The organism is Thermoactinomyces sp. CICC 10523 (genome assembly GCF_016055105.1).
Classification (GTDB): domain Bacteria; phylum Bacillota; class Bacilli; order Thermoactinomycetales; family Thermoactinomycetaceae; genus Thermoactinomyces_A; species Thermoactinomyces_A daqus.
This window is the reverse complement of record NZ_JAECVX010000005.1, coordinates 178,543-193,367: the sequence shown is the minus strand read 5'-3', so window position 1 is coordinate 193,367 and position 14,825 is coordinate 178,543. Positions and strand designations below refer to the sequence as shown.

Sequence of the window (14,825 nt, the reverse complement as noted above, 5' to 3'; positions counted from 1 at the left end):
CATCCGGGTGTGCAGGAGTGGCCTTCTTCTCCACTGCTCTTCCCAACGCACTGCCAGCGAAGGCCCCACACCTGCTGATCACGCTTCCCCTTTATTTTTCCTGCTTTTCCTCTTTCCGCTCCACTTGGTCCGCGTTCATCCCCCGCTTGAATTCACGCAGTGTTTTTCCCACCGCTTGCCCGAGTTCCGGCAATTTTTTGGGCCCGAATAAAAGCAACGCTATGACCAGGATAAAAATCCATCCTGCCAGACTGGGAACATGCATCTCGTTGCCTCCTCCACACCTGTGATCAACTGCCATACTCCGCAGTCTGTTCCGGACAAACTGCGCCTCTGCTGTTTATCTCGCCCTGTTCTTTAACATATAGACATCCTTGACGAGAAAAGCATTGGTTGTTGCCACTTCATCCATTTTGTCGGTCAACCGGTTCACGTCCTGACGAAGCTCCTTCACTTCATCTCCCAATTGATCCATCCGGGATTCGAGATTGTCCATCCGGGATTCGAGACTGTCCATCCGGCTTGCAACATTGGCCAACTCGCTTTTCAGTTCCAAAAGATCCGGTTTTAAGCTCTCCCGTACCGCCTCGGCCAATTGTGCTGCCAACTCTCTTTGATCCATCCAACTACCCTCCTTATTATGCATATTCTATCAGATCTTTGCCCATGCGTGTGAAAAATTTCTGGTCTTCGGGAAAAAGACCGGATTAAATCAACAAACTCTATCTTTTTCCACCACTTTTTGTTAGGATAGACAAGAAAATATTTCGTAACTCCAAATAATGATGAGTGGAGAACTACCAACGTGTTTTAGTTTAACCAATCATGTTAAACTAAAATTGCTTTCCCGACTTCGTTCGACTGCCCGCTCAATGATTTTGATGATAGAAAGGATATCGGATTATGCCATTTCTGCGTTTTAAAGGTTTTGATAAACAATTGGTGCAGAAAATTTCCCCTGCCGTGGTCAAAAACTTTGCCCGGATCGCCGAAATTCCGGAAGAAATCGTTAAAATTGAACTGCTTCAAATTGACTCGATCCAAAACTCCCCGCCTTCGCTGGAAATTATGATGTTTGAAAGGGAAAAGGAAAAGCATGATGCCATCGCCCGCTCTCTCTATCAATGTTTAAGCGAAGCCGGTTATGAAAACACCCATATCTTTTTTATCCTGCTGACCCCTTCCTTATATTACAAAAACGGACAGCCCCTCAAAGAAATCCCGAAAATGAAACAACCCATCCCCCATACTTAAAGCCCGCTCATATGCGAAGCGGGCTTGCTTTTTCGTTCCTTTAGTCATTCAAAATGTTTACTGTGCCATTTCCTTCACTCGGCTTGGCTGCTGTTTCGGTATCGTGGTCATCTTCAGCTGAATGATTTTTCATAAGCAAATGGTTCTCCCTTTTTTTTCGTCTTTTGGCCGCCTTGCCCCCGTTCTGGCGCAATCGCTTGCGCCGGCCGCGTTTCAGCTTGCTCATGTTCTCAACCCCCACTTTCCTGTTCGATTACAATCACATTACTCTCTTTTCAGCAAAAGGCAACGGCATTTGCACTCCATCAAAAATAAAAAAAGGCCAAGTTCCCTGGCCGGTGCGCTAATCCCAATTAAAAAGCCGATAACCAACGATGAGCGGCTTATCGGCTTTCAGCATGCTAACTATTTCGTTTCAAACCATTAACCAAGTAGTTGCCCCATTCTCGCATGGCAATCGTTTCTCCGGCTTCCGCTGCTTTCTTCAGCCATTTTTCCCCTTCTTCCACGTTTTGCTGCAGCTTTTGACCGGTCAGCAATTGCATTCCCATAATCCGCATGGCAATTCGTTCGCCGGCCTGGGCTGCTTTTCTCAGCCACAGCTCTCCTTCTTCCACGTCTTGCGACAGTCCTTCCCCTTCCAGCAAACGATAGCCGAGAACCCGCATGGCAACAGGATCCTGGGTTTCTGCGGCCTTTCTCAACCATTTTTCCCCTTCCACCGGGTCTTTGGGCAACCCCTCTCCCACGATCAAACGGTAGCCCAGCTCGGTCAAGGCCCAGCTGTCTCCAGCTTCCGCCGCTCTTCTCAGCCACTTTTCTCCTTCAGCCAGATCAGCCGGAACTTTCTTGCCCGTCAATAATTGATAGGCCAATTCAGACATGGACCAGATATCCCCGGCCTCGGCAGCCATTTTTAGCCATTTCATGCCCTCTTCAATTTTTTGACGTTCCTTTTCCATGTGAACTTCCTGAAGGTGAACGACTTCTCCTGTTGTCTTCTCTTTCTCTGCATCGCTCATCGAAAATCCCTCCGACAATTCAAACATCATGTACTTCTGAACACTTGCGGCATCTAATAAGAATACTAGTTTTAAAACATTCTATCATTACTCATTTTAATATGATAGTTATTTCTTGTCACAATAATTAATTTTAAATACGAAAACAGCCGCATCTCTCGCCCCCCAACCGGCAAACCTCTTTTCACAGAAAAGAAGCTATCCTCGAAATCCGTTCAAGGATAGCTTCTCCCCATCTCCGCCCGGACATGCAAGTCAATGCAGATAAAAGGCAACTGATTCATAGGGACGCAAAGCAAATGCGTAAACCTCTTGCGGCGGATCAGGATAATTGGCGATTAAAACGGAAGATTGACCGGGCAAGTGAACCCCCTCCGGCAGAGAGAAAGTCGTCTCTTGCGCCGAAAAATTGTTTACGACCAACAGGGCCCGGTCTCCATCCCGACGTACATAAGCAAAAATTTGCGGATGATCCTCAAGCAGCAGGGTAAAATCGCCCGTCACGATCAGATCGACTTCCTTGCGCAGACGAATCAGTTTTTGGTAGTGATAAAACACGGAATCGGGATCCTGAAGGGCCTCTTCCACGTTAATCTGCTCATAATTGGGCGCAACGCCGATCCAAGGAGTCCCCGTGCTGAAACCGGCATGTTTCCCGCTGTTCCACTGCATCGGCGTTCGTGAATTATCCCGCGATTTTTGCTTCAGAACAGCAATCGCCTCTTGATCCGTTTTCCCTTGCGCCCGAAGCGCCCTGTAAGCATTTAATGATTCGACGTCCCGATACTCCTCAATCCGGGAAAAACCGGGATTGGTCATGCCAATCTCTTCACCCTGATAAATATACGGCGTTCCCTGCATCAAATGAATGGCTGTTGCCAGCATTTTGGCGGATTCTTTCCGGTATTTTCCATCATCTCCAAAGCGGGAAACCACCCGGGGCTGATCGTGGTTACACCAAAAAAGCGCATTCCATCCTCCTCCCTTGTGCATTCCGATTTGCCAATCGCGGAAAATCTTTTTCAAACAGAGAAAATCAAACTCCCCCAGAGCCCATTTCTCCCCGCCCGGATAATCTACTTTGAGATGATGAAAGTTAAAAGTCATATTGAGCTCTTTTTCCTGCGGATTGGTATACCGCACGCAATTTTCGATCGTGGTGGAAGACATCTCCCCCACTGTCATCATCTCCGGATTGTCAGCAAACACTTCCCGGTTCATCTCTTTGAGAAATTCATGCACCCGCGGGCCATCCGTATAAAAGCGGCGCCCGTCATCCATGGGTGTCTCCAGGGTGTCATCCCGGAAACTCTGGTCTTTGGATATCAAATTGATCACATCGAGCCGAAACCCGTCAACGCCCTTATTTACCCAAAAGCGCATCATCTCGTAAATCCTTCGGCGCAACTCTTCATTTTCCCAGTTCAAGTCAGCTTGGGTGACATCATACAGATGCAGATAGTACTGTCCCGTCTCTTCGGAGAATTGCCAAGCGCTTCCCCCGAATTTCGATCTCCAGTTGTTCGGCGCGCCGCCGTCTTTTCCATCTTTCCAGATATAAAAATGACGGCAGGCATTATCCTTGGAGCGGACTGCTTCTTTAAACCAGGGATGCTCCGTGGAAGTGTGATTCACAACCATATCCAAAATCACTTTCATCCCTTTTTCATGGGCCAAACGCAACAATCTCTCAAAAGTCTCCATGGTTCCGTACGCAGGGTTGATCTTGAAATAATCGCTGATATCATATCCGTTATCCCGCTGCGGCGATTCATAGATGGGGGTCAGCCAGATGACGTCAACCCCCAGCGTGTGCAAATAATCCAGTTTTTCAATAATTCCCTGCAAATCGCCGATTCCATCCCCGTTTGAATCATAAAAGCTTTTGGGGTAAATCTGGTAAACCACTGCTTGTTTCCACCAAGGTTGTTTCATTGCAGAGTCTCTCCTTCACTATGCTCTTTTCAATTTTCCCCATACTAGAGTGAGCACAAATGGGATGACGAGCGCAACCCCCATTCCGATGAAAAATGCCCCCCAATTCTGCGGAAGGATGGAGAGAAAACCGGGAATGCCCCCGACTCCGATTGAAGACGCTTTCACTTTGTTGATGGTGATAAACACCCCGGCGATTGCCGAACCAATCATCGCTGAAATAAAGGGATAGCGAAAACGGAGATTTACCCCGAACATCGCCGGTTCGGTAATTCCCAGGTAAGCTGAAATCGCCGAAGTAACGGACATCCCTTTGAGTTTTTCATCCTTGGAAACGAGAGTCATCGCCAAGGCGGCCGATCCCTGGGAAATATTGGACAACGCGAGGATCGGCCACAGGAAGGTGGCACCCGTGCTGGCAATCAGCTGCAAGTCGACGGCCAGGAAGGTGTGGTGCATTCCCGTAACCACAAGCAACGCGTACAGCCCGCCGTAAATGAGCCCTCCCAGCGCCGGAAAATGGTCAAAGATCGCCACAAAGGCGGCTGTAATCGCTTTCCCGATTGAAAACGTCAACGGCCCGATGATGACAAAAGACAGGAAACCGGTAACCAAAAGGGTAATGGGTGCAACCAATAAAAGTTTAAAAGCATCGGGAATGCGTTTGCTCAGGAAAATCTCGATTTTGGCCAATACATAGGAAGAAAGCAAAACAGGCAAAACCTGTCCTTGATAACCGATTTTGGCAATATGAAGACCGAACAGATCCCAATACGGAACCGTACCGCTGCTGACCGCCTTACCATAATCCCATGCATTTAACAAAGCTGGATGAATCAACATCAGTCCGAGCACGATCCCCAGCAGCTCGCTGCCGCCAAATCTGCGGACCGCCGACCAGCCGATCAGACCGGGCAGAAAGGTAAAAGCGGTATTGGCAATCAAATTAATCACATCGGCAAAATCTTTCCAATTGGTATAGACATCGACAAACGCGCGGTCGGGAAAGAAAATGCCTTTTCCGGTCAGGACATTGTTGATCCCCATCAATAAACCCGCGGTCACAATCGCCGGCAACAGGGGGATGAAAATATCCGCCAAGGTTTTCACCGCTCGCTGCAACGGGTTCAGTTTCTTTTCCGCCGCATCCTTGATATCCTGCTTGGTAGCACGCTTTATGCCGGTCATTTCCACCAATTGGTCATATACCTTATTAACCAGGCCTGGCCCGATCACTATCTGGAATTGACCGTTCACTGAGAAAAAGCCTTTGACAACATCGATTTTCTCCAGATCTTTTTCGTCCACCTTACTTTCATCTTTCAACGCCAAGCGCAACCGTGTGACGCAATGCGTGGCTGCTGCGATATTTCCTTTTCCGCCGACTGCTTGAATAATTTGCTCGACAGATTGTTTATTCACTGGCAATCTCCCCTCGTAATCGCTTACATTAGAAATATAACTTGTTTATACAAGTTAGTCAACGCTTGTTTATACAAGTTGGGCATGTCAATATTCTTAAAAAGCAGTATTTTACTAGAAAAACCGATATAAAAATTTCAAACAAAAAGTACGATATTGTTTTTATAAAAACGCGAAAAACAAGGGAATCGCGCCCCTGCGCCGCTGCAAATATCGCGCAATCGATTTCCATGCATTTTTCTGCCCTTCGTACCTCTTCCGGAGACGGTTTCCGATCCACTCCTTTTGTGATCACAAAGAAGTTTCTTCTTTCAACCGTCTCCGTCGCATCTCTCATGTGGCAACCAAATGCGCTGCGTGCTTTTTGAAATCACTTTGAATAAAAGAGGAGATATGAAGCGGAATACCGGCGGGGAATAATGACGGTGAAAAAAAGAATCACTCCCGTCAGCGGCGGCGTACAAAGTCGGTAAACACAAACCGGTCCGGCCGATGGCGGGATTCGGTGTATTCAAATTGCGTTCCGTCTTGCAAGTGGACAAAATTTTTTACAACGGCGACAACGGGGTGCGATTTGACATCGAGAAAGTGCCGATCCTTTGCCGTGACAGGTTCTACCTGAATCACCCGCTGCGCAAACCCGATTTTCAATCCCAACTTTTCCTCGATATATTCATAAATCGACCCTTCAGCCTGATTGATGGTTAAACCGGATACAATCTCTGTCAGAAAATAGTTGATGTCCAGGATGACTCGTTCTTGGTCCAGCTTGCGGATCCGATAAATTTTATATGCCTCTTTATCGACGGGGAGTTTGGTTTTTTCATGCAAAGAATCATCAATCCGGATTTTTTCAAACAGAGGAACCAAGGTGGTAAAAAACTGTCCGCTGCTTTCGGCTGCTTCTTTAAAGCTGGCGAGCCCGCCGAATGAAAAGGAAATCAGATGATGGTCCAACACATACATGCCTTTTCCGTGTTGGCGATGAACGAATCCCTCTTCAACCAAAAGATCCAACGCTTTGCGAATCGTACCCCGGCTCGCCCCGTAAATTTTGCAGTATGTATTTTCCGAAGGCAATTTCTCACCCGCACGAATCTTTTGTTCCAAAATCTCCTTTTTAATTTCCTCGTAAATTTCTATATATCTGCTGTTCATCCCGATTCCTCCAACTGATTTGCTCACCTCTTAGTATTCATTTTAAAACAGAATCTTTCAACCCTGGGTTCGTCACATACCGCCTGCGATTAAAACCGCCTGCTGCCGTGAAACCTAAAACGACAACATTTATTAATGATTTTTTAGACAAATCGTGCTATAATATTTGACCTAAAGTATTTCGTATTACGAAATAATAGCTGACTCTGATTATTGGAGGAAATGAACTGTGGGTACGATTGATCTTTTCCTTAAACAACGCGCTGCCGACACTCCTGACCTCGAAGCATTGGTCGGGGGCGGAAGGCGATTTACCTTTCGAGAGTTTAACGAGCGGGTAAACCAATTGGCTCATTACTTGCGGGAAATTGGGTTGCAAAAAGGGGATCGCGTAGCCATCCTCTGCAAAAACAATCATCCCTTTCCCACCATTGCATTGGCCGCCATCAAATCAGGAGGAATCGCGGTTCCTTTAAACTGGCGTTTAACTGCCTATGAAATCGAAGAGATTATTAAAAACTGCAGACCCAAAGCTTTGTTCTATGATGAAGAATTTGCCCCATCTCTCACTCTGGCGAAAGAGGCGGGGATCGTCGGTGAGTTCATCCCGGTCGGGACGGGGATGGAAACAACCCCGTTTTTTGAATCGATTTTTGAAAACCGCCCTGTGGACGAGCCGGTTGTCGAGATCAGCAAAGATGATCCGGCTTACATTTTGTTTACCTCCGGCAGCACCGGCACACCAAAAGGATGTGTGATTTCGCACGGAGGATTTTATGCCTATCTCAAAGCAGATAAAGCACAGAGTGCACCAGGATACCGCTCCCTGGCTGTTCACCCGTTATTTCACATGAGCAGTACTCTTGCCTGCATTCGTTCAATCTATTTTGGCGGGGCAACCGTTTTTCTGTCTGACGATACTCCGGCAAAAATTTGGGAGATGATTGAACAGGAAAAAATCAACTATATGTTTGGCTTCCCTTCCCTTTACACCTACATGCTGGAGGAACTGAAACGGCATCCACGGAAAATCGATTCCCTCAAAGGCGTTTCCGCCGGTGGTGTAAAAGTCCCGGTCAGTCTGATCAAACAATATATGGAGATTGGAATTCCGATGAGTCAAGGCTACGGCAGCACGGAAGCATGGACTGTCAGCCGTTGGTCACCGGAGATGGGGCTCGATAAAGCTGAATCTGTCGGAAAGCTTTATCCCAATGTAGAAGTGAAGATCGTCGATCCGGAAACCGATAACCCCCTCCCCACCGGAGAAGTGGGGGAGATCGTCGTCAAAAGCCCTTATCTGTTCAAGGGATACTGGCAAAATCCACAGGCGACCGATGAAGTATTAAGGGATGGCTGGTTTCACATGGGCGATGCCGGCTATCTCGATGCAGACGGCTTTTTGTATGTGATCGGCCGTTACAAAGATGTCATTGTTTACGGCGGTGACAACATTTATCCTGCGGAAATCGAAAAAGTGCTGCAAGCGGTTGACGGTGTCCTGGAAGCAGCCGTTGTCGGCATTCCCGATCCATTTTGGGGCGAAGTGCCACGTGCCTTTGTAGTCAAAAGCCCGGACAGCCCGCTTACTGAAGAAGCACTTACCCGGGTCTGCAAGGAAAAGCTGGCCGCCTATAAAGTGCCGCAGATCTCGTTTGCCCGTTCACTTCCGAAAAGCGGTACGGGCAAAGTGCTGAAACATGTATTAAAAGAAAAGGCAGCTGCCTTGCAATAGCTGATGAGACAACCCGTCCTGCACAGATACTGGACGGGTTGTTTTATTTTGACTGCTTCTTATGACAAATAGCCCGATCGGGCTATAGGTTCCCCACGTACGATTCGCTATCATAGAAGAGCAGCCAATACACCAAATTCACAGATAACGGATGATAACCATGAAAAGACAACAACAGCACAAGATCACCTTTGGGATTGTGGCAATCTTGCTCTTTGCCCTGTCCCTTCTGCCGGGAAATACGGTTCTGGCACATGCCTCGTTATTAGATTCCAGTCCGGGAGACCACCAGATTCTCTCCCATTCCCCTTCCTTTCTCCGGTTGCACTTCAGTGAACCTTTGCAGGAAGGATTGTATCAAGTCCGCCTCTTAGATGCCCAGGGAAAACAAATCCCTTTATCACCGCGGACGGATCGGCGCGATGCCTCCCGGATCATCACACCGCTCCCTTCCTTGCCGAAAGGAACCTACACTGTCAGTTGGAACGTAGTTTCCGGAGACGGCCATTCTGTGGCGGGTGCCCTTACTTTTTCGGTTGGACATCCTTCCCCGGACCAAAGTGCCCCCTTGCCCACACAGAAATCTGCTTCAGTAAACTGGTTATCCACCGGTTGGCATTTTATTTCTGAAACCGCCGTGCTTCTGTTGGGCGGGCTCAATTGGGCCGTCTTCCTGTTTTCTCTGCATACTCCCTCCGTAAAAAATCGACTTGGCAAAAAGAAGAGCTGGCTCTGGCTCTTGTTCCTGGTCATCCTGGCGGACGGGATTCTTTACATGCAAACGTTGGCTGCCGGAGTCGGAACCGAAGTCGCCTGGCTCACGCTTCTCAAATCCCACTACATACAGATGATCGCAGGCCAGCTCTTGCTCCTTCTGCTGCTTGCTCTGCCAAACATGGTGGAAGGATGGTATCTGGCAGTTTGGCTGCTCCTCATTTGTTCCTTCGCCTTTGGCGGTCATGTCTGGAGCGTTCCCGATTTTTGGCCGGCTTTATTCCTGCGCATCATTCATACGGGTGCCATCGCTCTCTGGTTGGGGATTCTTGCCTATCTGATTCTTTTGTACCGCCTGAAGCGAACCGAAAACATCACTTTGAATGAAAGAGTGCTCCATTCCGAGGTTTTTCACTTGGCATCCACTTCCGCACTGTCCATTTTGATCACTGGTGTGTGGATGGTAACCGTACAAAGCGATTGGCGGCTGGTTCCTCACGGTGGATTGTGGAGTGCTCTGCTCTGGAGCAAGCTGACACTGTTCGGCCTGATGTTGCTGATCGGCCTCGTTCAAACCATCAACGGCCGCAAAAAAGGAACTTATCGGCGCTCACTGCTTTGGCTGGAGTGGCTGGCCGGTGTCACCGTCCTCTTTCTCGGAGTCTGGTTGAGCCATTCTGCTTATCCCGCTCCGATCCAGCGGTATGACAAAATTTTGCTCAGCCAGGAGCAAAAAGCACAGGTGACCATTGCCCGGCTGCAAACCGGGCGGCAGCCGATTGCGGTCAAGCTGCCCCCGAACAGTCCTGAACCCGAACGCGTAACCGTCCAGGTTTCCGTCACGGACAGGCAAGTGAAATTCGCTCCGGTCCTTTTGCAGAAAAAAGGTTCAAATGAATATTCGGGTACTGTCTCTTTTACCTTTAACGGCAAATGGAGAATTTATATTGAAGCAGAATATCCGGATGGAACTTACGGAGAATGGAAAGATGAAGTGGAAGTTCAAGGAGGAGAAAGATCATGAGAAAATATGCCAAATGGATCGCAGCCCTTCTATTTGCATTCTCGGTTCTCACGAATGTGGTTGTGGCTGAGGCGCATGTTACGGTCTGGCCCAAGCAATCGACCGCCGGCACTTGGGAAAAATACACGGTTCGCGTACCCGTTGAAAAAAATGTAAATACCACCAAAGTGCGGGTGGAGTTTCCAAAAGGAGTGGAAGTTCATTCAGTGATGCCGGTTCCGGGTTGGGAATATGAATTCGAAAAAGGAAAAGACGGCAAAACCACCGCCTTGTCTTGGAAAGCAACCAACGGTGGAATAAAGCCAAATGAATTCGCCGAGTTCTCCTTTGTCGCAGAAAATCCCAAACAAGCCGGGGCCATTGCCTGGAGAGCAGAACAGAGCTACGCCGATGGTTCCGTTGTTTACTGGACAGGTGCTCCTGACTCGGATACTCCTGCATCAGTGACAAGCATCACTGCATCGGCCCGGCCAACCAATGAAAGTGCGCAACATCCCGCTTCAACTGTAACGCCGAAAACAAACGCCGCTTCTGCCAGTGTTTCCAAACTCAACTTCCTTTCACTCGGGTTGGCGGGACTGGCTTTGCTTCTTTCACTCATTTCACTGTTTCGGAAACAACAGAATACGAACGAATAGGGGCATACGTTTCTGTATGTCCCTGAAGTTTGTTAACAAAGCCCGAAACAGGAATCCGTCATGTCTTGATGCGCCTCTTTTGCTTCCAGCTCCTTCGCCTGCAAAAAAGAGAATCAATCCCTTCCTGCATCCCAAACCGCTTACTTCCGTGATGTGTTTCAGCGTAAATTTTAAAGAAAAAAGGCCCCGAGATCGAGGCCCCTAGGTTGACTGGGAATTTGACCAAGAAAAAGGATTAACATTGCGGCGGCTCGCCACCGATCATCCCGGCAGGCGGTTCTCCGATGAAAAAGCGTCTCATCATTTTCACCTCCTATCTTGACATCTTTTTTAGACACATTTTTTAAAATTCCTGCTCTATTCAGAATTTTATTTGCGTTCCTTTTTTGATTCTGATCTTTGCTTCTGTCATGGCTTCATATTCAATGGCTTTTTGATTACTCAGCACCTTAAGATCATACTTTTCAATGCAATCTAAACATGCTCTGATCCCGTTGTCATCCATGTCTTTGAAGTCGTCAACAATCCGGATATATATTCGGTTCATACGCAGGCAACAGACATCACAAAAATCATCCATATCCGTGTAGACCGGATGCGGGTCTGTTGCTATCACCTTTCTCAATTTATATTCCTCGATATCAGCCTGCCTTCTGATCTTCTCTGCTCTTTCCTCCATTAATATCCCCCCCTTCAAAGATATCATATAAAGCGATTTCAATTTAGGCAATAGATCAGGGGCCGGATTTGGCCCCTTTTTTTCTCTCAACCAAGAAATGTTAATGAATATCCCGCTTTTTAAACCGTCCCCCACTTACTTCATGAATGTTCCCGATAGCCAAAAATGCCTCAGGGTCGATGTCGTCAACAATCGCTTTCAATTTAGCTTCCTCCAAGCGTGTAACCACACAAAAGATTACTTTTTTATCGTCCCCTGTATATGCCCCTTCCCCACTCATATAAGTGACTCCGCGGCCCAAACGGTTTAAGATACATTGCCCCAATTTTTCCCATTTTTCACTGATGATCCAAACCGATTTTGTTTCGTCAAATCCTTCGATCGTCGTATCAATCATTTTGAAAGCGATGAAGTATGCAATCAACGAGTACATTGCACGGTCCCAGCCAAACACAAATCCTGCGCTTCCGAGAATGAAAATATTAAAGAACATCACCGTTTGTCCCACAGAGAACGGGAGTTTTTTGTTAAACATGACGGCCAATATTTCGGTTCCATCCAATGATCCGCCATATCTGATCACCAAGCCGATCCCAATTCCAATAATAATTCCGCCAAATACGGCAGCCAATAAAGGATCATCGGTCAAAGGTTTAACCGAATGCAACAAAGCTGTTCCAATTGACATCACAACGACACCGAACAAAGTAGAGATCGCAAAAGTCTTCCCGATCTGTTTATAACCGAGAAAGAAAAAAGGCATGTTTAAAACGAATAAAAAAACCCCCAAACTCAGTCCGGTAAAGTGGGATAATATAATTGAAATCCCAGTGATTCCTCCGTCAATAACCTGATTGGGAACCAAAAAAATTTCCAAACCAACCGCTACAAGCACTGCGCCAAGTAATATTAGAATTCCGCGCTTCAGTAATTTGGTTGTTGTCAGTTTCTGATGATCCATTTTTTCGATTTCAGGTGCATCTGTTCTCAAATCCATACCTCCATTTTAAGCTTCAAAGTGTGTAAATGGCTATCAAATAATGGATGGTCATATATTATTTCACAAATTCACGTAACAAACAGTCTGATCATAAAAGATCCGTCTACATGAAAGCCTCCAACCGGCATTCCTAAAATGATCATCCGTTAGAAAAAGATCAAGAAAATGAAAACCGGAAAGAATCTTCCCACCGTTAAAAAAGGCGATTGTCAGCTATATTAAAAGCCAAAGTCGCCATTAAGTCAAATCTTTAACAACTCGCACTGCCACTTCCCGACAACCGGATCCCATAATCGTCAATTCAGAAATTATTTCTTTAAATATGTTCTGTTAAAAATTAAATAATTATAAGATATTGTTCACTATTCATAGATAACTTGATTTTACCTCGCTCAAATTTGTTAAACGAATAAATAATTGTTGCTCAACTTCCAGATCCCTAACCAAGGGAAAAAACATTTCTCTAGACCCACTCGTCTTATCATTGTTATTTTAAAAACATCATCGAAATTGACATGGAACTGCTGAAGAAAGGATGGAAAATGAAATCTGGAATTTTTGCACTATGGGTTAGCTTTATCAGTAATTTAATCCTTACTCTTTTAAAATTAATCATCGGTCTGCTCTTTCAAAGCCAAGTATTAATCGCCGATGGTTTCCACAATGCAGGGGATGTCATTGCCACATTGGCTGCCCTGATTTCATCCAAAGTTGCCAAAAAACCGGCGGATGACGAACATCCTTACGGACACGGCAAAGCGGAAGTGATCGCCTCCGGAATCGTCGCGATTATCCTTGCATTCGCAGCTGTATTCATGGCTTATCAATCAATTGCAGCGTTTTTTTTGCCTCCTGTGGAAGCCAGTCTGATCGCTCTCATCACTGCTCTTATCTCCCTTGTTTGGAAACAGGCTCTCTATTTTTACTGCATTCGCCTGGGAAAAGCACAGCACAGTAAAAGCCTGATTTCCACAGCGATCGATCATCTGGCAGATGTGTATGCCACAATCGCCGCAATCATCGGCATTAGTATCGCACTGCTCGGGGATGAATACAATCTTGCCTTTGCAAAATATGGAGATCCGATTGCCGGCATCATTGTTTCTTTATTTGTGATGAAACTGGCCTATGAAATGGGCAAAGAGTCCGTTGATATTCTGATGGAAAGAAACATTTCTTTTAATGATTTAAACGAGCTGCGGAAAATTGTGAACGAATTTCCGGAAGTGAAGCGAATCGACAAAATCAGGGGAAGAGAACACGGTCACTATATCATAGTAGACATTCGGATCAGCATTCCCAACGAACTGTCCATCCAGGAGGGACATGATCTGGGCAGAAAAATTAAAACAAGAATCATGTCAAAGAATCCACGTGTTGAAGAAGTCTTAATCCATTTAAACCCCTGGCACAATGAATAACAGACGGATTTCCCCGATTGTAGTTCACACGGACTCATCAAAGCGGCCGTCATAAACTCCGCTGGAAATGCATCCTCCAGCGGCAGACTTCAAAAAACTCGGGCCGCTTGTCCAGAAACAGCACACCGCGATGGGCAAGACTGACTTCACCCGGTATTATGACACTGCACCAGCTTGCCGGAACAAGCCTTTTTTAATGCCGGACACCCATTTTCCTGATAAACCTTTCAAAATGACCCCAAAAGCAAAGACAGGTTCTGTCCCGATGCTTTTGGGGTCATGACCGAAATTAAATCTGACTCAAAATCTCCGACCGGTTGATATTTTTGTCACTGCTTGCCGGCGAATAGCGGGTCAGTAAATACTCCCTTAACGCCCTCGCCCAGTTTTCATCATAACCGTGGATTTCTCCCTTTTTTCTTACGATTTCATCAATCGTACTATCATCTATCATCTCAATGGGCTGTGGGACACATTCTTCTTTTTCATATTGATAGGCCTGTATAGGCAATGGCATAGACGACACAAAGCCATATTGTCTCCTGCTGTGGATCATCCGTAAACTGAATATAAATTCCCACTTCTGAATCGTCTTCATTCACTAACTTATCATAAAGCGCATCTCCACCTTGTTTCTTCTCTTCTACCCAATCCCAGCACATGTCCATTGTTTTCCTCGTTTGTCTATCCCCTTCTTCATTCTCGATTTGATCAATTTTTTTCGGTCAATGCCAATAAATAAGCGACCCGGGCATCGGCATTCACATTCTCGTACCACTTCATGGTGTTATCCTCATTTTCGTCAGATAAAAGTTGGCAATTC

15 protein-coding genes and 1 pseudogene are annotated in these 14,825 nt (G+C 46.5%); 5 read left to right on the top strand and 11 right to left on the bottom strand.

Features of this window, described 5'->3' with window-relative positions:
* Positions 1-91 precede the first annotated feature (91 nt).
* Together I8U19_RS08790 and I8U19_RS08785 are read right to left on the bottom strand one after the other, a co-directional pair.
* Positions 92-265 carry a twin-arginine translocase TatA/TatE family subunit gene (locus tag I8U19_RS08790; protein WP_081943984.1) on the bottom strand — a complete coding sequence of 58 codons (174 nt, stop codon included), beginning with the start codon at positions 263-265 and terminating at the stop codon, positions 92-94.
* Between the two features lie 75 nt (positions 266-340).
* Positions 341-622, bottom strand: a complete 282-nt coding sequence (locus tag I8U19_RS08785; protein WP_198055709.1) for a coiled-coil domain-containing protein — start codon at positions 620-622, stop codon at positions 341-343.
* A 281-nt stretch (positions 623-903) separates the two neighbouring features.
* Here I8U19_RS08785 and I8U19_RS08780 point away from each other — a divergent pair, with 281 nt between their 5' ends.
* Positions 904-1,254: a DUF1904 family protein gene (locus I8U19_RS08780; RefSeq protein WP_033102072.1), complete on the top strand. Its 351-nt coding sequence runs from the start codon at positions 904-906 to the stop codon at positions 1,252-1,254.
* A 40-nt stretch (positions 1,255-1,294) separates the two neighbouring features.
* Here the strand turns inward: I8U19_RS08780 and I8U19_RS08775 are convergent, their stop codons facing one another.
* The 5 genes from I8U19_RS08775 to treR all read right to left on the bottom strand — a co-directional run bounded on the left by I8U19_RS08775 (position 1,295) and on the right by treR (position 6,791).
* Positions 1,295-1,480: a hypothetical protein gene (locus I8U19_RS08775; protein WP_033102071.1), complete on the bottom strand. Its 186-nt coding sequence runs from the start codon at positions 1,478-1,480 to the stop codon at positions 1,295-1,297.
* 175 nt (positions 1,481-1,655) lie between these two features.
* Complete coding sequence (locus I8U19_RS08770) at positions 1,656-2,276, bottom strand: tetratricopeptide repeat protein (RefSeq protein WP_052154399.1); 621 nt, start codon at positions 2,274-2,276, stop codon at positions 1,656-1,658.
* 255 nt (positions 2,277-2,531) lie between these two features.
* Positions 2,532-4,211 carry an alpha,alpha-phosphotrehalase gene (treC, locus tag I8U19_RS08765; protein ID WP_033102070.1) on the bottom strand — a complete coding sequence of 560 codons (1,680 nt, stop codon included), beginning with the start codon at positions 4,209-4,211 and terminating at the stop codon, positions 2,532-2,534.
* 18 nt (positions 4,212-4,229) lie between these two features.
* Complete coding sequence (treP, locus tag I8U19_RS08760) at positions 4,230-5,639, bottom strand: PTS system trehalose-specific EIIBC component (RefSeq protein ID WP_033102069.1); 1,410 nt, start codon at positions 5,637-5,639, stop codon at positions 4,230-4,232.
* Between the two features lie 441 nt (positions 5,640-6,080).
* Positions 6,081-6,791, bottom strand: coding sequence for a trehalose operon repressor (gene treR, locus I8U19_RS08755; RefSeq protein WP_033102068.1), 711 nt, complete (start codon positions 6,789-6,791; stop codon positions 6,081-6,083).
* Between the two features lie 229 nt (positions 6,792-7,020).
* On the opposite strand from treR, the gene I8U19_RS08750 reads away from it, so the two are divergent.
* From I8U19_RS08750 to I8U19_RS08740, 3 genes are all read left to right on the top strand, one after another.
* Entirely contained in the window at positions 7,021-8,526 is a 1,506-nt protein-coding gene (locus tag I8U19_RS08750; protein ID WP_370589767.1) for a class I adenylate-forming enzyme family protein, read from the top strand.
* Positions 8,527-8,686: 160 nt separating this feature from the next.
* The gene (locus I8U19_RS08745; protein ID WP_198055708.1) at positions 8,687-10,264 is read left to right on the top strand and encodes a copper resistance CopC/CopD family protein; all 1,578 of its coding nucleotides are present in this window, start codon (positions 8,687-8,689) and stop codon (positions 10,262-10,264) included.
* Positions 10,261-10,902, top strand: coding sequence for a YcnI family copper-binding membrane protein (locus I8U19_RS08740; protein WP_033102065.1), 642 nt, complete (start codon positions 10,261-10,263; stop codon positions 10,900-10,902). The genes I8U19_RS08745 and I8U19_RS08740 overlap by 4 nt, the downstream gene beginning before the upstream one ends.
* Before the next feature lie 361 nt (positions 10,903-11,263).
* Here I8U19_RS08740 and I8U19_RS08735 read toward each other — a convergent pair whose 3' ends face one another.
* The gene (locus I8U19_RS08735) at positions 11,264-11,581 is read right to left on the bottom strand and encodes a hypothetical protein (RefSeq protein WP_033102064.1); all 318 of its coding nucleotides are present in this window, start codon (positions 11,579-11,581) and stop codon (positions 11,264-11,266) included.
* A gap of 100 nt (positions 11,582-11,681) precedes the next feature.
* Positions 11,682-12,542: a YitT family protein gene (locus I8U19_RS08730; protein WP_232331100.1), complete on the bottom strand. Its 861-nt coding sequence runs from the start codon at positions 12,540-12,542 to the stop codon at positions 11,682-11,684.
* 581 nt (positions 12,543-13,123) lie between these two features.
* Between I8U19_RS08730 and I8U19_RS08725 the strand changes: the two genes are divergently transcribed.
* Positions 13,124-14,002 carry a cation diffusion facilitator family transporter gene (locus I8U19_RS08725; RefSeq protein WP_198055707.1) on the top strand — a complete coding sequence of 293 codons (879 nt, stop codon included), beginning with the start codon at positions 13,124-13,126 and terminating at the stop codon, positions 14,000-14,002.
* A 26-nt stretch (positions 14,003-14,028) separates the two neighbouring features.
* Here the strand turns inward: I8U19_RS08725 and I8U19_RS17640 are convergent.
* Together I8U19_RS17640 and I8U19_RS17635 are read right to left on the bottom strand one after the other, a co-directional pair.
* Positions 14,029-14,156 (bottom strand): annotated as a pseudogene (locus I8U19_RS17640) (ATP-binding protein); the annotation flags it as partial.
* Positions 14,157-14,487: 331 nt separating this feature from the next.
* The gene (locus I8U19_RS17635) at positions 14,488-14,664 is read right to left on the bottom strand and encodes an Imm6 family immunity protein (RefSeq protein WP_370589363.1); all 177 of its coding nucleotides are present in this window, start codon (positions 14,662-14,664) and stop codon (positions 14,488-14,490) included.
* Positions 14,665-14,825: the final 161 nt, after the last annotated feature.